This is a genomic window from Marinimicrobium sp. C2-29 (assembly GCF_038419845.1).
Taxonomy (GTDB): Bacteria; Pseudomonadota; Gammaproteobacteria; order Pseudomonadales; family Cellvibrionaceae; genus Marinimicrobium.
Map to the genome: position 1 here is coordinate 94260 of NZ_JBCAQT010000009.1, position 18217 is coordinate 112476.

General features: G+C 59.0%; 14 protein-coding genes. 8 read left to right on the forward strand and 6 right to left on the reverse strand.

What is annotated here, in order from left to right:
* Window positions 1-39: 39 nt before the first annotated feature.
* Both AAE484_RS10335 and gcvP read right to left on the reverse strand, forming a co-directional pair.
* Window positions 40-2373: an agarase gene (locus AAE484_RS10335; protein WP_341938309.1), complete on the reverse strand. Its 2334-nt coding sequence runs from the start codon at window positions 2371-2373 to the stop codon at window positions 40-42.
* Between the two features lie 601 nt (window positions 2374-2974).
* Window positions 2975-5887: an aminomethyl-transferring glycine dehydrogenase gene (gene gcvP, locus AAE484_RS10340; protein ID WP_341938310.1), complete on the reverse strand. Its 2913-nt coding sequence runs from the start codon at window positions 5885-5887 to the stop codon at window positions 2975-2977.
* Window positions 5888-6263: 376 nt separating this feature from the next.
* On the opposite strand from gcvP, the gene AAE484_RS10345 reads away from it, so the two are divergent.
* The gene (locus AAE484_RS10345; protein ID WP_341938311.1) at window positions 6264-7757 is read left to right on the forward strand and encodes an MFS transporter; all 1494 of its coding nucleotides are present in this window, start codon (window positions 6264-6266) and stop codon (window positions 7755-7757) included.
* Window positions 7758-7917: 160 nt separating this feature from the next.
* On the opposite strand, the gene AAE484_RS10350 is transcribed toward AAE484_RS10345, so the two are convergent.
* From AAE484_RS10350 to dusA, 3 genes are all read right to left on the reverse strand, one after another.
* Window positions 7918-8376 carry a tellurite resistance TerB family protein gene (locus AAE484_RS10350; protein WP_341938312.1) on the reverse strand — a complete coding sequence of 153 codons (459 nt, stop codon included), beginning with the start codon at window positions 8374-8376 and terminating at the stop codon, window positions 7918-7920.
* Window positions 8369-9325 carry a transaldolase gene (gene tal / locus AAE484_RS10355; protein ID WP_341938313.1) on the reverse strand — a complete coding sequence of 319 codons (957 nt, stop codon included), beginning with the start codon at window positions 9323-9325 and terminating at the stop codon, window positions 8369-8371. The genes AAE484_RS10350 and tal overlap by 8 nt, the downstream gene beginning before the upstream one ends.
* A 219-nt stretch (window positions 9326-9544) precedes the next feature.
* On the reverse strand, window positions 9545-10573 hold the full coding sequence (gene dusA / locus AAE484_RS10360; RefSeq protein WP_341938314.1) for a tRNA dihydrouridine(20/20a) synthase DusA: 1029 nt from the start codon (window positions 10571-10573) through the stop codon (window positions 9545-9547).
* 111 nt (window positions 10574-10684) lie between these two features.
* Between dusA and AAE484_RS10365 the strand changes: the two genes are divergently transcribed.
* Entirely contained in the window at window positions 10685-11452 is a 768-nt protein-coding gene (locus AAE484_RS10365) for a DUF481 domain-containing protein (RefSeq protein ID WP_341938315.1), read from the forward strand.
* Window positions 11453-11477: 25 nt separating this feature from the next.
* On the opposite strand, the gene AAE484_RS10370 is transcribed toward AAE484_RS10365, so the two are convergent.
* Window positions 11478-12179: a glutathione S-transferase N-terminal domain-containing protein gene (locus AAE484_RS10370; protein WP_341938316.1), complete on the reverse strand. Its 702-nt coding sequence runs from the start codon at window positions 12177-12179 to the stop codon at window positions 11478-11480.
* A 232-nt stretch (window positions 12180-12411) separates the two neighbouring features.
* Here AAE484_RS10370 and acnA point away from each other — a divergent pair, with 232 nt between their 5' ends.
* The 6 genes from acnA (at window position 12412) to AAE484_RS10400 (ending at window position 18210) form a co-directional block, all read left to right on the forward strand.
* Complete coding sequence (gene acnA, locus AAE484_RS10375; protein WP_341938317.1) at window positions 12412-15150, forward strand: aconitate hydratase AcnA; 2739 nt, start codon at window positions 12412-12414, stop codon at window positions 15148-15150.
* A gap of 93 nt (window positions 15151-15243) precedes the next feature.
* Window positions 15244-15744 (forward strand): cyclic pyranopterin monophosphate synthase MoaC, encoded by a 501-nt coding sequence (moaC, locus tag AAE484_RS10380; RefSeq protein WP_341938318.1) that lies wholly within the window; start codon window positions 15244-15246, stop codon window positions 15742-15744.
* On the forward strand, window positions 15741-15989 hold the full coding sequence (moaD, locus tag AAE484_RS10385; protein WP_341938319.1) for a molybdopterin converting factor subunit 1: 249 nt from the start codon (window positions 15741-15743) through the stop codon (window positions 15987-15989). Before moaC ends, moaD begins: the two co-directional genes overlap by 4 nt.
* Before the next feature lies 1 nt (window position 15990).
* The gene (moaE, locus tag AAE484_RS10390) at window positions 15991-16437 is read left to right on the forward strand and encodes a molybdopterin synthase catalytic subunit MoaE (RefSeq protein WP_341938320.1); all 447 of its coding nucleotides are present in this window, start codon (window positions 15991-15993) and stop codon (window positions 16435-16437) included.
* Between the two features lie 29 nt (window positions 16438-16466).
* Window positions 16467-17285: a glycosyltransferase family 2 protein gene (locus AAE484_RS10395; RefSeq protein ID WP_341938321.1), complete on the forward strand. Its 819-nt coding sequence runs from the start codon at window positions 16467-16469 to the stop codon at window positions 17283-17285.
* Window positions 17286-17307: 22 nt separating this feature from the next.
* Window positions 17308-18210, forward strand: a complete 903-nt coding sequence (locus tag AAE484_RS10400) for a class I SAM-dependent methyltransferase (RefSeq protein ID WP_341938322.1) — start codon at window positions 17308-17310, stop codon at window positions 18208-18210.
* Window positions 18211-18217 lie beyond the last annotated feature (7 nt).

The window sequence follows — 18217 nt, forward strand, 5'->3', positions numbered from 1 at the left end:
ACGTTTAGCGAACAACCCCGCCCGAAAGCGGGGTAAAGCTTACTTCCCGTACCGCTCACGGTAGAGATCGAAGTTGATCTCCTTCGCCGTTTCCACCATATCCGGATAGGGAATGTCAGTCACGGTCACAAATCCGATATTGGCATTCTCGCCGTCAAAGGCCCGGCCGGTTACCGGCTCATCCACATACTGGAACCAGTGGGCACCCACCATATAGTCTTTCTCCAGTACGCTCTTCATATAGGCCTTGTACATGCGAGCGCGGTCTGCCTGGCTGGCGGCGCTGACGATCCCCGGGTGGTAGTTATCTGAGTCGGTGGTTGCTCCGATATGGAACTCGCCAATGACCACCGGTAAATCGATCTCCTCGAGGAAGTCCCACTGATGGGGTTGCATCCCCTCTTCATAAATATTGAAGCTGAGCACGTCGCTATACTTGAGCGAGGCTTTGATGATTTCATCAGGCATACCCCAGTTAGCCATGCGCGCGCCCATGTACAAGTGGTTGGGCAGGTACTCCTTCAACGTGCCATGAACCACTGTAAAGTACTGCTCACCGAGAGCTTCCAGCAGCAATGACAAATCGGCCACTTGCGCTCCGGTGTGCTGGCTCACAGAGGCGTCGGCGGCGAACGAGTCCCAGTTATCAAACTGACTGTTCCAGGCGCGGTTGAGTGCCTCGACGGTGCCGTACTTTTCTTTCAGACGGTCGGTAAACGCGTACTTGGCAGGGCTTTTCGAGGCGTCTTTGCTCAGGGCATCCAGAATGACGCCATAGCGTTCAGCTACGGTGCCCTCACGCTCCCCCCAGCTTTTCTCGTTGTCGATAAATACACCGACACACCAAGGTGAGGCCTGCACATCCTTGGCAATCACCTCAATGGTGGCGCGAGCGCGTTCGGCAAACACCGGGTCGAAGAAGTCCGGCATCAACCCCCAGTGATTGGTGTGGCCGGACAGCGTCTGGTAGTCACCAATAATCCAGCCGTTGGCAAAGTAGGGGACTTTTTCATTCGGGTAGAAGGCCGGGTCAACCCAGTTTCCGAAGGAGGTGAAGCCCCAGCTGTTCATGCGCTGAAGGGTGACGTCCTCCCATTTTCTAACGTAGGATTGCGGTGCTGACTCTCCGTAGCGGCGCTCCAGGTTGGCTCGGTAAAAACTGTAAGTTTCCCCGTGAGGGATTGGCCCTTTGTGTGTGGATCGGCGGTAGCTGTAATGATCCGCCAATGGGTGATCGTACCCGGGCAACCACTCGAACATGTCGTGGCGGGTCTCGTTAATAATGTAACGGCTTTCGCGCACCTCATCCGAAACCTTCACAATGCCCATGGAGTCTTCAGGAGTGACTTCGTCTTCGTGAACCACGCGTACGGAGGGGTCTTTGAAGTCCACCCCGGTCAGGGTGGTCAGGTTGGACATCCGCACATTGGCGGGACCGTGAGAGAAGAACAGATAGCCTTCAGGGTCCACCAGCCACCACTTTCCGTCGACCTTTTCGGTTCGAAAGTAACCGGTCGCTTCCAGCCGGGGGCCGTCTTTGTATCCCCCAAAACGGGAGCGATCTTTGGGGCCTGTGTTTTGCGCGAGCGTTTGTAGTTCCTGCTCCGCCAGGGCCCTGAGCTGCGCCTCTGACTTCACCTTCAATGGAGTGTCTTTCTTGGCGGCTTGGCCGAAACGGTCTACCAGGTTTTGGGTCCAGTCCTCGCCGGCGTCGGGGTTGGGTCGCAGTTGAATATTGCCTACTTGCAGCTCGCGATCCTGCAATATCCCGATTGTGTAGAACGATATTTTCGTGATCTGGCCAAGATCCAGTTCGCCGTGCCCCTTTGAGCGCCAGACCATTTTTAGCTCATCGGTCGGCCATGGCATGGGGTTGGCCCACATGCCGAGGTCCTTCGCCTTTTCCCCCACGAGAGGAAAAAAGACTTTGCCTTCATAGCCTTTCGGCACACTTAACTCGCGTGATTGACTGTTGCCAGCTGCATCCAGTAGCTCCACATAGAAGTGCGCAGAAACAGGCGACAAATTGGTGACGTCAAACGCGAGGTTGTAATCGTCTAATCGTGAAACATCCCAGGGTTGATCGGGCGCTATGCTCAACACGGGCGTATGGACCGAGGCGGGAAAGCGTATATTGAGGGCTTGCGAGCGGCCGTTATCGGCGGCGCTGATCTCGGCCTGCTCCGGCTCTAGCCAGCCGCGCTCACTGGCAATGGCGAAATCCACAATAGTGGCGGGTAGCTGCCGGGGGGCCAGTTGGGCGGCAGGGCTTTCCCCAGAGCCATGGACCTCAGGGTTATGGGCATGCTGGCTGCAGGCACTGGTCAGGGCGGCCGTAACCGCCACGGCGTAGACTAAGGGCTTTAGGGTCATTTTTTTGTCCTTTATTAGTGTGAAATTGATAGTTTTACCGGAGGCTCTGCCTTAGAAAAGAGCTTACAGAATGCCACAATAGTCAACTGTCTACAATAGTCGCGCACGATCAAGCCTCGGATCAACACTATTAACAGCCGATAACCTTGCGGGAAACGGTGGAAGTAGCAGGCGAACCAGTTCAATCAGTTGGAATGAGAGAGCTTCCGGTCAAAACCGTCAGCTGATACCTCAAAAAGGTGCTCTGCAGCCAGTCCATCTAGTCTAGTCTCTCGAAAAGCCACAACACATACAAAGTCTGCGGCGTGGGAATGAGGGGGCAGGGGGGATTACCTAGTTTTAGCTAGATTCGGGCTTTTCAAGTGCGTTGTGAGCATGAAGCTCGCCAAACTTTCAAAGTTTATGAGATGAAAAGGATAAGTCAGATATTTGGGCGAACTTATAACCCTTTGATATTAAATGATATTTCTCTTTCCGGCTCGGTTTTAGCTCACTCTTCCCTGAGTAATGCCGCGCATGATTATCTAGTCTCAAACTTTATTGCAGTCTCAAACCTTATTGTTGAGTCTCAAACTTTATTGTCCATCGACAATCAGTTCAACTAATCCCTGTAGTTGTCTATGCTCGGGCAAGAACACACCAAATTCCGGTCCCCGAACACATTATCAATCCGATTGACCGTCGGCCAAACCTTGTGCTCCTTCAACCACGCCGCCGGACGTGAGGCGGTGTTGCGGCTGTAGGGGCGCTCCCAATTCTCATCCATCATATCGTCCTGGGTATGCGGAGCGTTGCGCAGCGGGCTCTGCTCCAGGCTGTATTCGCCGCTTTCGATCTGGGCGATTTCCTTGCGGATGGTGATCATGGCTTCGATGAAGCGGTCCAGCTCTTCTTTGGACTCGGATTCGGTCGGCTCAATCATGAGCGTGCCGGGCACCGGGAAGGACATCGTGGGCGCGTGGAAGCCGAAGTCCATCAGGCGCTTGGCGATGTCTTCTTCGGTCACGCCGCTGCCGTCTTTCATGGGGCGCAGATCCAGCAGGCATTCGTGGGCGATGGTGCCGTTTTTGCCTTTGTACAGAATGGGGTAGTGGTCGGCGAGCTTCGCGGCCACGTAGTTGGCGTTCAGGATGGCGATTTCGCTGGCCTGGCGCATGCCGTTCTTGCCCATCATTTTGATGTACATCCAGCTGATCGGCAGGATGCTGGCCGAGCCCCAGGGGGCGGCGCTGATGGTGCCGTTGGCCGGGCTGGTGTCGGGCACGCTGCGCACCGGGTGGCCGGGCAGGAAGGGTGCCAGATGTTCGGCCACGCCGATGGGGCCCATGCCCGGGCCGCCGCCGCCGTGGGGAATGCAGAAGGTTTTGTGCAGGTTCAGGTGCGAGACATCGCCCCCGAACTGCCCAAAGGCGGCCAGACCCACCAGGGCGTTCATGTTGGCGCCGTCGATGTACACCTGGGCGCCGATGCCGTGGATCAGCTCGCACAGCTCGGTGACCCCTTCTTCAAACACCCCGTGAGTGGACGGGTAGGTGATCATGATCGCGGCGATGCGGGTGCCGAATTCCTCGATTTTTTTGCGCAGGTCGGCCAGATCGACGTTGCCGTCTTTGTCGCAGTTGACCACCTTGACGCCCATGCCCGCCATCTGGGCGGAGGCGGGGTTGGTGCCGTGTGCGGAGGCGGGGATCAGGCACAGATCCCGCTCGGTCTCGCCCCGGCTTTCGAAGTACTTTTTGATGGCCACCAGTCCGGCGTACTCACCCTGGGAGCCGGCATTGGGCTGCAGGCTGATGGCGTCGTAGCCGGTGCAGGCCTTGAGCATCTGTTGCAGCTCGTCAAACAGCTGCTGATAACCCTGGGTCTGTTCCTTGGGCGCGAAGGGGTGCAGCTGGCCGAATTCGGGCCAGGTGACCGGGATCATCTCCGCCGTTGCGTTGAGTTTCATGGTGCAGGAGCCCAGCGGGATCATGGACTGGTTGAGCGCAATGTCCCGGCCCTCCAGGCGGCGCAGGTAGCGCAGCATCTCGGTTTCGCTGTGGTAGCGGTTGAACACCGGGTGGGTCAGGACCGCGTCCTGACGCTCCAGTACGCTCGGAATGCCGGCGGGGCGGTTGTGGGCGGAGATTTCAAAATCCAGCTTGTCCAGGTTCAGGGCGTGGTCGCCGGCGCAGAAGGTGTTCAGCAGCAGGTGCACGTCTTCCAGGGTCGTGGTTTCATCCAGGCTCAAGCCCAGGGCAGTATCGCCCACCTTGCGCAGGTTGATCTCGTGGGTGAGGGCGGCCTGATACAGGCCCTGCTGCTTTTTCTCGCTGCCGAGCTCGACCACGACCGTGTCGAAGTAGGTCTCGTTGCGCAGCTCGAAGCCCTTGTCCTTGAGGCCCTCGGCGGTCAGGGTCGCCAGGCGATGAATGCGCTCGGCAATACGGCGCAGGCCCTCGGGGCCGTGATACACGGCGTAGCAGCTGCTCATCACCGCCAGCAGCACCTGGGAGGTACAGATGTTGGAGTTGGCTTTCTCCCGGCGGATGTGCTGCTCGCGGGTCTGCATGGCCATGCGCAGGGCGGTTTTGCCCCGGCTGTCGACCGAAACGCCGATAATCCGGCCGGGCGCGGAGCGCTTGTAGGCGTCGCGAAAGGCGAAGAAGGCGGCGTGAGGGCCGCCAAAGCCCATGGGAATGCCAAAGCGTTGGTTAGTGCCCACGACCACGTCGGCGCCCATATCGCCCGGTGATTTGAGCAGCATCAGGGCCATGAGGTCGCTGGCGACGGTGATCAGGGTGTTCTGTTCGTGCGCCCGGGTGATGATGTCGGTCAGGTCGTGCAGCTGACCGGTGGAGCCGGGGTAGCTCAGCAGGGCGCCGAAGCACTCCGTGCCTGGCAGCTCCTCGGCGGAGCCAGTGGCGATGTCAAAGCCGAAGTGCTCGGCCCGGGTCTGCAGCACCGCCAGCGTCTGCGGGTGGGTGTCCTCGTCGACGAAAAAGCAGTTAGACTTGTTCTTTTTGTTCTGGCGCTTGCACATGGCCATGGCTTCGGCCGCCGCGGTGCCCTCGTCCAACATGGAGGCGTTGGCCAGCTCCATGCCGGTCAGGTCCATGATCATCTGCTGGAAGTTCAGCAGCGCCTCCAGGCGGCCCTGGGAGATTTCCGGCTGATAGGGTGTGTAGGCGGTGTACCAGCCCGGGTTTTCCAGCACATTGCGCTGGATGACCGGGGGCACAAAGGTGTTGTAGTAGCCCATGCCGATGTAGCTTTTGTACAGCCGGTTTTTCCCGGCGATGGCCTTCAGCTCCGCCAGTGCCTCATGCTCGGTGGTGGGCTCGCCCAGCGCCAGGGGTTCGCGCTGGCGGATGGCCTCGGGCAGGGTCTTGTCCAGCAGCTGCTCCAGCGAGTCCAGCGACAGAGTCTCCAGCATGGCCTGCGACTCGGCCTGGTCGGGGCCGATGTGGCGGTGGATGAACTCGTCAGGGTAGGCCAGTTGCGCCAGGGGCGCGGAGCGGAAATCGGCGGACATAGAAAGGCTCGTGTGAAGTTGCTGAAACCGGAATATGGGGCGTGAACGGCCGCCTCGGAGGCGACCGTCAAAGGGCTGTTATGGTAGCAATTGCAGCCTCGGCGAGCAATTGCTGAATCAGCCGCATAGCCGCCCGGCGGGGGCTGCCCGGAGGGTAAAGATACGTCAGGCCTGGTCTTTGGTTTGCCGAGGGCGGGAATATCGGTTTATACTGCCAAGCTTATAGTAAGATTAACTATATACGCTGGCTCCGGCGACACAAGGGTAGGGCGTAAGTCGGCGGAGTCAGCTACAATTCCGGGCTACGCTGGTGACGTGAGGGAGGCGGATGGCCTTTCTTGAATGTTAACGACTCAACAATAAGATCCTGAGCGCTATGAATAATCAGTCGCAAGTACTCACAATCAGAGAGAAGGTAGGCTATAGCCTGGGCGACCTGGCGGCGAACCTGGTGTTCCAGACCATGGTGACGTTCATCGCCTACTACTATACGGATGTCTATAAGCTCGAACCCAGCACCGCCCAGTGGGTGATTGCCACCTGTGGCATCCTCGGTGGTGTATTGTTTGCTCCTGTGATGGGCGTCATCGCCGACCGGACCCGCACTCGCTGGGGCCGCTATCGTCCCTGGATTCTATGGACGTCGGTGCCATTTGGTGTGATGGTGTTGCTGACCTTCACCACGCCCGATGTCAGCTATGAGATGAAAGTGGTGTATGCCTTTGCCACTTACCTCGCGCTGGTGACCCTCTATACCGCCAACAATCTGCCGTACTCGTCGCTCAGCGGTGTTCTGACCGGCAACATGTCCCAACGCAACAGCCTGTCCAGTTACCGCTTTGTGGCGGTGATGGTGGCCCAGTTCACCGTTCAGGTGCTGCTGCGCCCGATCGTGCTGATACTGGGTGACGGCGATGAGGCGGTCGGTTTTGAAAAGATCATGACGATCTTTGCCATCGTCGGTGTGATCTTCTTTCTTATCACCTTTTTCACCACTCGAGAGCGGGTGATTGAAAAACCCGGCGAGACAAGCACCATTCGCCAGGACCTGGGCGATCTGTTGCTACGTAATATTCCCTGGGTCATTCTGCTATGTGTCACGATCCTGGTATTCACCAACCTGGCCTTGAAGGGCGGCACCTATGTGTATTACTTCAAGTACTATGCCAGCCAGGTGGCGATTACCCAATTCCTGAGCGGTATCGGCTTTACCGGTCTGATCGCCGGAATCCAGGATATTTGGCCCAACTTCCAATGGCCGGAAGACCCCGACGCCTCGGCATTCGCGCTGTTTAACGGTGCGGGCATCATCATGATGATTGTCGGTATCGGTTTCGCCCGGCCTCTGGCTGATCGTTTTGGCAAGCGCAACGTGTTCGGGATATTTCTTTTCCTGTCGGCACTGCCGCTGATCGCGTTCATGGGGGTCCCCCGCGAATCCATCGGCTTGATGTTCTTCTTACAGATTCTGCACGGCTTTTTCTACGGCGTGACCATTCCCCTGCTCTGGGCCATGACCGCCGATGTCGCGGACTACTCCGAGTGGCGCAACTACCGCCGTGCTACCGGCATCATCTTCTCGGCCATGATTCTGGGCCTGAAAGGTGGCTTGACGCTGGGCGGCACCCTGGTGGTGACCTTCCTGGCGGCCTATGGGTATGAAGCCGGTGTGGCCGAGCAGACAGCCGAATCCATTCTGGGCATCAAGCTCACCATGAGTGTTTACGCTGCGGTTCCGTTCCTGATTGCCTGTGGCCTGTTGTTCTTCTACCGGATCAACAAGTCGCTCGAGGACGAGATCGAGCAGGAGCTGGGTTCTCGTCGCACTGAGCCCGAGCCCGCACCAGAGCCGGATGAGCCTACGCTGTAAGCGGTAGGTTCAGGTACAAAAAAAGGCGAGCCAACTGGCTCGCCTTTTTTTGTGTTGGGTTGTGGCGGATGCGCCTTAGGCTTATCCGCCCTACGCGACCTACAGTGCTATCCGTAGGGCGGATAAGCGTCAAGCGCATCCGCCGCAACCCAACCGCTACCTACACAGTCCCATCCCGCACCGAGTTGCGCGCATGAATGAACATGGAATGCGACACATGGATCAGCTCGGACACCTGGCGGATTAACGCCTCTTCGTACTTGTCCAGTTCGCCGTCGGCGTAAGCCACTTCCCACATTGCCTTGATCAGTTCGTACTTCTCTTCGGCGCTGCAGGCCTGGTTGACCTGGTGGGTGAACTGGTGCAGAGAGGTCGCATCATTCTGTTCCTCGTGGGCCAGCTCGCTCAACTCATTGAGGCGCTCCGGGTCGAGGTTGAATTTGCGTTCCAGAATGGTGCGCAGGGTGGCGAGTTCGGTCTCGTCCAGCAAACGGTCGGCGGTGCCCACCTCTATGAGGAGGGCGGCTACCGCCAACTGCTTCTGCTCGAAAGACAACGCGGGCGCGTTGTCTTCCGGTTGCAGGTGCTGCTCAATAAACTGCGTGATTTTATTAAGCACGAGACTTCAACAGATCTTCCAGCTTCACCTGGTCTTCCGCAAACTTGCGGATGCCTTCGGCCAGTTTCTCGGTGGCCATGGGGTTGTCGTTCAGCGCAAAGCGGAAGCTGGACTCGTTGTCGTTAGGCTTGGCAATGGCTTCGCCGGTGTCTTCCGGGTTCAGCTTGCGCTCCAGAGTGCCGGTGTCATTGCTCAGCTCTTCCAGCAGCTGCGGGCTGATGGTCAGGCGGTCACAACCGGCCAGGGCTTCGATTTCACCCATGTTGCGGAAGCTGGCACCCATGACGACTGTGTCGTAGCCGTGCTGCTTGTAGAAGTTGTAGATGTGACGCACGGACAGTACACCGGGATCTTCTTCCGAGGCGTATTCGCTCTTGCCGGTGTCTTTCTTGTACCAGTCCAGAATACGGCCCACGAAGGGAGAAATCAGGTACACACCCGCTTCGGCACAGGCGGCGGCCTGGGTGAAGCTGAACAGCAGCGTCAGGTTACAGTTGATGCCTTCTTTCTGCAGAACTTCAGCGGCGCGAATGCCTTCCCAGGTGGAAGCCAGCTTGATCAGGACGCGCGACTTGTCGACGCCACTTTTCTCGTAAAGATCGATCAGGTGGTGTGCCTTCTCGATGCTGGCCTTGGTGTCAAACGACAGGCGTGCATCCACTTCAGTGGAGATCTTGCCCGGGATCAGCTTCAGCACTTCGCAACCCACGGCAACGGCCAGGTGGTCAGCGGCGTAGCTGATCTGCTCGGCTTCGGTGCCGCCTTCTTTCTTACCCGCAGCGATGGACGCGTCGACCAGCTCGGCGTACTCGGGGATCTGCGCGGCCTTCAGCAGCAGCGATGGGTTGGTGGTCGCATCCTGGGGCTGATACTTTTTAATCGCAGAGATTTCACCGGTGTCCGCGACCACATCGGTCATTTTCTTCAGCTGTTCGAGTTTCGTAGTCACTGTTATCCCGTCCTATTTGCTTGTTGAGTGAATGTGTTGTGTCAATCGTGTGTGACTCGACGAGCGTCTGTTTTGCCCGCTATTGCCGACGGAAGCGTCGACTGAGCCACGTTGGTGCTTTTGTTGTCCGTATTGTAATACAAATAGCGTCCTGCTTGAAGTCTGGGCTTTCGCCTCTCCAGAGTGCCACCCGTTTGCGTCGGGCGGCTTATTGTCGGTTCAGCCGACCAGCGTCTGGGCTGGCGCGGGCTCGCGGTAGCGGTCCGGGTCGACCGCTTCCCGTGCGGCGGCCAGCACTTCCAGCCCCGCACCCGGTTTGTGGGCCCGTTCGCTGATCACCCGGCGAAATTGCCGTCCGCCGGGCTGACCATGATACAGGCCCAGAATATGTCGGGTCATATACTTCAGGGACACGCCAGCGGCCAGCTGGGTTCCAACATAGTCAGTAAAGGCATCCAGTATCTCGGCCCGGCTGAGTGGCGGCTTCTGCTGATTGAACAGTGTCTGGTCGACCTCCGCCAACAGGTAGGGATTGGTGTAAATCTCCCGCCCGATCATGACGCCATCCAGGTCCTCAAGTAGCGTCCGGGTCTGCTCCAGGGTGGTGATGCCACCATTGACGATGATTTCTAACTCGGGGTGCTCCCGCTTCAGTGCCTGTACCCGCTCGTAGTCCAGTGGCGGCACGTTGCGGTTTTCCTTGGGACTCAGACCCTTCAGCCAGGCCTTGCGTGCGTGCACGATAAAGGTTTTGCAGCCCGCCTGGGCGACGGTATCCACGAAATGTGAGAGGCCTTCGTAGGCATCCATGTCGTCCACCCCGATGCGGTTCTTGACGGTCACCGGGATGCTCACCGCGTGATTCATGGCGTCGACGCATTCGGCCACTAGCTCCGGTTCGGTCATCAGGCAGGCGCCAATCTTGTTGTTCTGTACCCGGTCGCTGGGGCAGCCACAGTTGAGGTTGACCTCATCGTAGCCCCAGTCCTGCGCCATTTTGGCGCATTCGGCCAATTCGGCAGGATTGCTGCCGCCAAGCTGCAGGGCGAGTGGGTGTTCGGCGGGATGGTAATCGAGGTGCCTGGCCCGGTCGCCGTAGATCAGGGCGCCGGTGGTGACCATTTCCGTGTACATCAGGGTCTGCTGGCTCATCAGGCGCCAGAAATACCGACAGTGGGTATCTGACCAATCCATCATGGGAGCGGCGCAAAAACGTCGATTCAGGTGAGCGCGATCAAACGCAGACATACTGGCCTTTAGCGTAAAAGGCCTATTGTAACACCCTTTGGGGGTTGGCGAAAAACGGACTTTTGTGGTGTATAGTGACGCTTTTTCATTTTTTGGAGAATAGATCCCACTATGCTGACACGAGTGACTGCATTGGCCGCCGGTATTGCCGCTGCGGCTCTGGCCACCCCGGTAATGGCCCAGGAAGAGGGCGAGGACAAGCGCTGGAAAGCGACAGCAGAGCTGGGTGCCATTGCGACCTCCGGTAACACCGAATCCACCAGCTTTCAGGGCAAAGTCGATGCGACTCATGAGCTGCGTCGCTGGAAAAACCAGTACGTGTTCAGCACCCTGTTCCAGGAAGACGAGATCACCCAGCCGGATGGCTCGACGGAGACCGAAACAACGGCCGAGAAGTTCTCCGCCTCGGTCAAGAGCGCCTACAAACTCGCCCGTGAGAACACCAACCTCTTCGTGTTCGGTTCGCACACCGACGATGAGTTCGGCGCTTACAGCACCTACAGCACGATCGCGGTCGGTTATGGCGCGCGGCTGTACGACGCCGAGACCATGCAGCTGGACGTCGAGCTCGGTCCGGGTTATTTCTGGGCGGAGCAGGAATTTGAAGATGGCACCAGCGAGAGCGAAGACGGCGCCATCATCCGGGGCGCGGCCCAGTACGAATGGCAGCTATCCGACAACGCTGAATTCAAGCAGGTGCTCAGCGTTGAATCCGGTCAGGACAACACCCGTACCGTGTCCGACACGTCATTGAGCGCCCGGATCAACAGCTCCATGCAGATGAAAGTGGGCTTCAACCTCTCAACCGATACCGAAGTCGCACCGGGTAAGGAAAAAACCGATACCACCACCTACGCCAACATCGTTTATAAGTTTTAAGCCTGTCGCGGCTTAATCCGGGTCGCTATTGCTTGCTGGGACTACAGACCTGGCTGGCAATGCGGTAGTTGGGGCGTTGGGTGCAGCGCTCCAGCCAACCGTTCACCTGCGGAAAGTCATCCAACTCCAGGTGGTCGCCTGCCTGGTAGAACGTCTCCAGGCAGTCCACCCAGGGGCAGATGGCCATGTCGGCGATACTGTAGCTGCCGCCGAGCATGAATTCGTGGTGGGCCAGGTGTTGCTCAAGCACGCCGAGCAGACGGCGAGTCTCGTCGGTATAGCGCTTGAGCGGGTAGGGATGATCGCACTTGTCCCGGGCAAACAGGTAGAAGTGCCCGAACTGCCCGAACATCGGGCCAATGTGGCCCATCTGGAAAAACAGCCACTGCAGACAGGCGCTTTTGCCCTCGGGGTCCAGCGGGATGTACTCCCCCGTTTTTTCCGCCAGATAGAGGAGGATGGCGGCTGACTCCATCAGGCTGACAGGGTGCCCGTCCGGGCCCTCCGGGTCGTACAGCGCCGGAATCTTGCCGTTGGGGTTGATCCAGAGGAACTCGGGTCGGTGCTGATCGCCCCTGGTAATGTCAATCGTATGGGCCTCATAGGGGACCCGCATTTCTTCGAGCGCGAGCGCGACTTTGATGCCATTGGGCGTGTTCATGGAGTAAAGTTGAATCAACTCCTTGTTACGCGGGGGCCAGCGGCGAAAGAGGGGTGGCTGCGACATGGCGCTTCTCCTGTGTATACTCAATAGCGGCTTCGGGCTTGGATTACCAGCTTAAGGCCCCATATCCTGATTATAAAGCCCTTTTGTCGCCGAACAGTAGCGGCACCACACACTCGGTCGAAACCAGTCGATACGCCAGCCCCGCCCAATGTGCCGGGGCTGGCATCTCAGGCCGCCTTGGCCTAATCTCTACATTATTGATGGATTAACTTCAGCAAACCGTGAGGCACTTATGGCAGACTCCTATCAAGCCGTCGACACCCTGTCCGTCGGCGGAAAAGACTATCGCTACTATCCCTTTACCCAGGTTCAGGAGAAGTTCTCAGTCGACAAGCTGCCCTTCTCACTGAAGATTCTTCTGGAGAATCTGCTGCGCAACGAAAACACCGGCCTGGTCAGTAAAGAGGACATCGAGGCGCTGGCGAGCTGGGACCCCAAGGCCCAGCCCTCGCAGGAGATTGCCTTTGTGCCCGCGCGGGTCGTGTTGCAGGATTTCACCGGCGTGCCGGCCATCGTCGACCTGGCGGCCATGCGCGATGCAGTGAAAAGCCTGGGCGGCAAGCCCGAGCAGATCAATCCGCTCTCGCCGGTAGAGCTGGTCATCGACCACTCGGTCATGGTGGATTACTTCGGCGGTGAGGACTCATTCAAGAAGAACACCGCGCTTGAAGTCGAGCGCAACCGCGAGCGCTACCAATTCCTGCGCTGGGGCCAGAAGGCCTTTGACAACTTCAAGGTGGTGCCGCCCGGCACCGGTATTGTGCACCAGGTGAACCTGGAGTACCTGGCGCGCAGTGTGTTCACCCGCGAGGTGGACGGCAAACTCGAAGCCTACCCCGATACCCTGGTGGGCACCGACTCCCACACCACCATGATCAACGGCCTGGGCGTGCTCGGCTGGGGCGTGGGCGGTATTGAAGCCGAGGCGGCCATGCTGGGCCAGCCGATTTCCATGCTGATTCCCCAGGTGGTGGGCTTCCGGGTGACCGGGGAGCTGCCCGAGGGGGCCACCGCTACCGATCTGGTGCTGACCGTGACCCAGATGCTGCGCAAACTCGGTGTCGTGGGCAAGTTTGTGGAATTCTTTGGCCCCGGTCTGAAACATCTGACCCTGGCGGATCGGGCTACCATCGGCAACATGTCACCCGAATACGGTGCCACCTGTGCCATCTTCCCGGTTGACCGGCAGACCGTGGATTACCTGAAATTCACCGGCCGTTCCAGTGAGCAGGTCGAGCTGGTCGAATCCTATATGAAGGCCATGGGTCTCTGGCACGATGATGACAGCCCCGACGCCGAGTACAGCGAAGTGCTGGAGCTGGACCTGAGCACGGTCGAGCCCTGTATTGCCGGGCCCAAACGGCCTCAGGATCGCATCTCGCTGCGTGAAAGCAAGAGCGCGTTTCACCAGCTCCTGGATGAGAAAGCCAGTGAGCACCAGAATACCATCGCCTCCACCGAGGCTAATTTTGCCGCCGAGGGTGGCGCGGCTGCCGTGGGCAGCGTGCCGCTGGCCGACCAGGGCGCGGTGGAAGTCAACTACAACGGCGAAGACTTCATGCTCAAACACGGTGCTGTGGTCATCGCCGCCATTACCAGTTGCACCAACACCTCCAACCCGGCCGTGCTGATGGCCGCCGGCCTGCTGGCCAAACGCGCGCGGGAGCTGGGCCTGACCACCAAACCCTGGGTGAAAACCAGCCTGGCACCCGGCTCCAAGGTGGTGACCGACTATCTGGAGAAAGCCAACCTGATGGATGAGCTCGAAGGCCTGGGCTTCTATCTGGTGGGCTATGGTTGCACCACCTGTATCGGTAACTCCGGGCCGCTGCCCAAAGAGATTCATGAGGGCATCAGAGAGGGTGATCTGACCGTGTCCTCGGTCCTGTCGGGCAACCGCAACTTCGAGGGTCGCATCCACCCGGATGTGCGCACCAACTACCTGGCCTCACCACCGCTGGTCGTGGCCTATGCGCTGGCGGGCACCATGGATATTGACCTGCAGAAAGAACCGCTCGGTTATGACAAGGACAACAAGCCGGTCTATCTCAAAGACGTCTGGCCGTCCACCGAGGACATCCAGAAGGCCATCACCGACAATCTGGATCCGGAGATGTTCTCCGAGAAGTATTCGGATGTCTTCAGCGGCGATGAGAGCTGGAAATCACTGCCGGTGGAAGAGAGCCAGCTGTACGCCTGGCCCGATTCCAGCTATGTGCGCAAGCCGCCGTTCTTTGATGGCATGAGCGCGAAAGCGGGAGAGATCGAACCGATTGAAGGCGCGCGCTGCCTGGTCAAGGTGGGCGACAGCATCACCACCGACCACATTTCACCGGCCGGGGCGATCATGCCGGACAGCCCGGCGGGCCGCTACCTGCAGGAGCAGGGCGTGGAGCCGGCGGACTTCAACTCTTACGGCTCTCGCCGCGGTAACCACGAGGTGATGATGCGCGGCACCTTTGCCAACGTGCGCCTCAAAAACCAGATGGCGCCCGGCACCGAGGGCAGCTGGACCACCTATCTGCCCAAAGGTGACGTGATCAGCATCTTTGATGCAGCGGAGCGCTATCGCAAAGACGACACCCCGCTGGTGGTATTGGCCGGTAAAGAGTACGGCTCCGGCTCCTCACGCGACTGGGCGGCGAAAGGCCCGGCGCTCTTGGGTGTGCGCGCCGCCATCGCCGAAAGTTACGAGCGTATCCACCGTTCCAACCTGGTAGGCATGGGTATCCTGCCGCTTCAGTTCAAAGAGGGCGATTCGGTCGAGTCGCTGGGGCTGACCGGCGAGGAACACTTCAGCATTCCCGCTGTGGAGAAAGACAGCAAAACGCTGACGGTCACCGCCAAAAACGACAAGGGTGAAGAGAAAACCTTTGAAGTGAAAGTGCGGATTGACACGCCCAACGAGTTTGCCTACTTCCAGAACGGCGGCATTCTGAAATACGTGCTTCGCAAACTGGCCGACAAGTAAGTCGGATTAACTACCCCTAAACGCCTACCCCCTCACGGTAGGCGTTTTTTTTGGGTATGATTCAGACTGTTCAATAACCATGGCAACTGTCTTATGAGTTTGACCCACACCGACCCCCAGGGTCGCGCCAGTATGGTCGATGTATCGGAAAAAGACGCCACCGTGCGCGAAGCGCGCGCGGGGGCCTTCATCCGCATGCAACCGGCCACACTGGCGCTGATCCGGGAGAATGGTCTTAAAAAGGGCGACGTGCTCGCCGTGGCCCGCATCGCGGGCATCCAGGCCGCGAAAAAATCCTCCGACCTGATCCCCCTGTGCCACCCACTGGCGCTGAGTAAAGTCGCCGTGGAGTTTGAGCTGCAGGACGACCCCTGCGGCGTGGCCATTGAAACCTGGTGCAAGCTCACCGGCCAGACCGGCGTGGAGATGGAAGCGCTCACCGCGGCCAGCGTGGCGGCACTGACCATTTACGATATGTGCAAAGCCGTGGATATGGGCATGGTGATTGAAAACATCTGCCTGCTGGAAAAAGCCGGTGGCCGTCGGGGCCACTACGTCCGCGGGCGCGACGCCATCGGGGAGGACCGGATATGATTCAGATTCTGTTTTTTGCCCGCCTGCGCGACCAGCTGGGTTGTGATGCGCTCGAAATGGAAGCGGTTGAAAACGACAATGTCGGTAAACTGTGCGAGCGCCTGATCGCTGAGCACCCGGACTGGCGCGAACCGCTCAGCCAGGAGGGGCTGCTGATCGCCGTGAATCAATCCCTGGTCAAATCGGCGCACCCGGTGGGCGAGGGCGATGAAGTGGCGTTCATGCCACCGGTAACCGGAGGCTGATGTGATCTCAGTACAGACCGAAGCGTTTGATGTGGGCCGGGAATATCAGGCCCTGACCGAGGGTGACACCGGCGCCGGTGCAGCGGTCTTTTTTGTCGGCCGGGTGCGCGAGCGCAACGATGGCCGCTCGGTCAGTGGCATGACACTGGAGCACTACCCGGGCATGACCGAAAAAGCCCTGGAGCAGATTGAAGCCCAGGCGCGCGAGCGCTGGTCGCTGGATCGGGTGCAGGTGATTCACCGGGTCGGAACGCTGCACCTCGGGGAAGAGATTGTCTTCGTTGGAGTCACCAGTCACCACCGCGAGGCCTCTTTCGAGGCGGCCCAGTTTATAATGGACTACCTGAAAACCCGCGCCCCCTTCTGGAAGCGCGAAGATACCCATGACGGCCCCCAGTGGGTTGAGGCTCACACCAAAGACCAGCAAGCTGCCCAGCGCTGGTCCTGATCTTTTGCAACTAATAAATTGCGAATATTATGAAATTGAAAGAGATTCCCGGCTCGCTGCTGACAGCGCTGCGATTGAAGTGGTTGCGCCTCGGGCCGCTGCATCAACACACCGATGACCCCATACCGGTGATCGTCTCCCTGACGTCGATCCCGTCGCGGCTGCCCATCATCCACCTGACCATTCGCAGCCTGCTCGCCCAGCGGCGCAAACCCGAGCTGGTGGTCCTGTGGTTGAATGAGCGGTTGCGCGGCCAGCTGCCGGCGGCACTGACCCGCCTGGAGGGCCCGCTGTTCAGCATCCGGTTTGCCGATATGGATTGCCCGCACCGAAAGCTGGTGCACGCCCGGGCCGCCTTTCCGGGTAAAACAATCGTCACCTGTGATGATGATCTGATGTACGATGATTCCTGGTTGCAGCGATTGTATGCCGATCATGAGCCGTTTCCGGATGCGGTAATCGCGCACGAATGTCGCTACATTACCCGGGACGCGGCCGGTGAACTGCTGCCCTACAAGCAGTGGCCCACGGCGCTGGAGCCGGGCGTGAGCGCGCCCAACCTGATGCCCATTGGTTACGGTGGGGTGCTGTTTCCCCCGGAATCGCTCGACCCCCGGGTGGATGATCGGGAGCAGTTTCTGGCACTGACGCCGCGTGCCGATGATCTGTGGTTCAAGGCGATGGCGCATTTGCGCGGTACCGTCACCCGGCGCTCCCGCGACCCCGGCCGGAAGCCGACACCCATTGGCGGCTCGCAGAAAGTATCGCTCAAGAAAACCAACGTCCGCCAGGATGGCAATCGGGAAACATGGCAGACGTTGTGTGATCATTTTGGTATCAACATCTGAAAACACACCAATGGAGGTGGATATGTTCAAGCTCAAAGCAATGGCATTAATCCTGGCCGGCACCGCACTTGTGGCGTGCCAGTCCGAAGAAGAACCGGCCGAGGAGCAGGCCGCCGCGTCCGAGTCCTCCGCGCAGGCCAGCTCAGCGTCCGCTGAAGAGGCTCCCTTTCGCGAGGGTTCGCTGGCCGATATTCTGGCAGGCGATCATCGCAGTGAGGAAAATCGGGCGCGCGACCTGTACCGTAATCCCGAGGCCACGCTGTTCTTTTTCGGGTTATCCCCGACCGATACCGTCATCGAGATCAATCCCGGTGGGGGCTGGTATATGGAAGTGATTGCGCCTTTTGTCAACGAGGAAGGTCAGTACATTGCCGCCCATCCGGATCCCTCGCTGGATGATATGCCCTCCTACGTGGTCGATCAGGCCAAGCAGATCGAGCAGCGCGTTGAGGCCCAGGATGCGCTCTTCGGAAATGCCGAAGTGCAATTCTACGACCCGAGCGAACCGGTACTCGGTGAGCCCGGATCGGCCGACAAGGTGCTGACTTTCCGCAATGTGCACAACTGGGTCAATGGTGGCCAGGCCGAAGCCATGTTCAAGGCCTTTGCCGACGTGTTGAAGCCCGGTGGTGTATTGGGTGTGGTTCAGCACCGCGCCGACGATGGCTCCTCAGCGGAAGAAACCGCCAAAACCGGCTATGTCTCTGAAGAAGAGGTGATTGCCTTGGCCGAAGCGGCCGGTCTGAGTCTGGAGGAGCGCAGTAATCTCAATGCTAACCCGAAAGATACCCGCGACCATCCGGAAGGGGTCTGGACTCTGCCGCCGAGCCTGGCGCTGGGTGAAGAGCGCAAGGGCGAGTTCGAAGCCATTGGTGAAAGTGACCGCATGACGCTGAAGTTCGTCAAACCCGCCAACGACGAGTAGTCGATTG

What these genes read in the sequence shown, in the direction of transcription:
- AAE484_RS10335 (WP_341938309.1), bottom strand. Translation starts at nt 2,373, where the DNA reads ATGACCCTAAAGCCCTTAGTCTACGCCGTGGCGGTTACGGCCGCCCTG.
- gcvP (WP_341938310.1), bottom strand. Translation starts at nt 5,887, where the DNA reads ATGTCCGCCGATTTCCGCTCCGCGCCCCTGGCGCAACTGGCCTACCCT.
- AAE484_RS10345 (WP_341938311.1), top strand. Translation starts at nt 6,264, where the DNA reads ATGAATAATCAGTCGCAAGTACTCACAATCAGAGAGAAGGTAGGCTAT.
- dusA (WP_341938314.1), bottom strand. Translation starts at nt 10,573, where the DNA reads ATGTCTGCGTTTGATCGCGCTCACCTGAATCGACGTTTTTGCGCCGCT.
- AAE484_RS10365 (WP_341938315.1), top strand. Translation starts at nt 10,685, where the DNA reads ATGCTGACACGAGTGACTGCATTGGCCGCCGGTATTGCCGCTGCGGCT.
- AAE484_RS10370 (WP_341938316.1), bottom strand. Translation starts at nt 12,179, where the DNA reads ATGTCGCAGCCACCCCTCTTTCGCCGCTGGCCCCCGCGTAACAAGGAG.
- acnA (WP_341938317.1), top strand. Translation starts at nt 12,412, where the DNA reads ATGGCAGACTCCTATCAAGCCGTCGACACCCTGTCCGTCGGCGGAAAA.
- moaC (WP_341938318.1), top strand. Translation starts at nt 15,244, where the DNA reads ATGAGTTTGACCCACACCGACCCCCAGGGTCGCGCCAGTATGGTCGAT.
- moaD (WP_341938319.1), top strand. Translation starts at nt 15,741, where the DNA reads ATGATTCAGATTCTGTTTTTTGCCCGCCTGCGCGACCAGCTGGGTTGT.
- AAE484_RS10395 (WP_341938321.1), top strand. Translation starts at nt 16,467, where the DNA reads ATGAAATTGAAAGAGATTCCCGGCTCGCTGCTGACAGCGCTGCGATTG.
- AAE484_RS10400 (WP_341938322.1), top strand. Translation starts at nt 17,308, where the DNA reads ATGTTCAAGCTCAAAGCAATGGCATTAATCCTGGCCGGCACCGCACTT.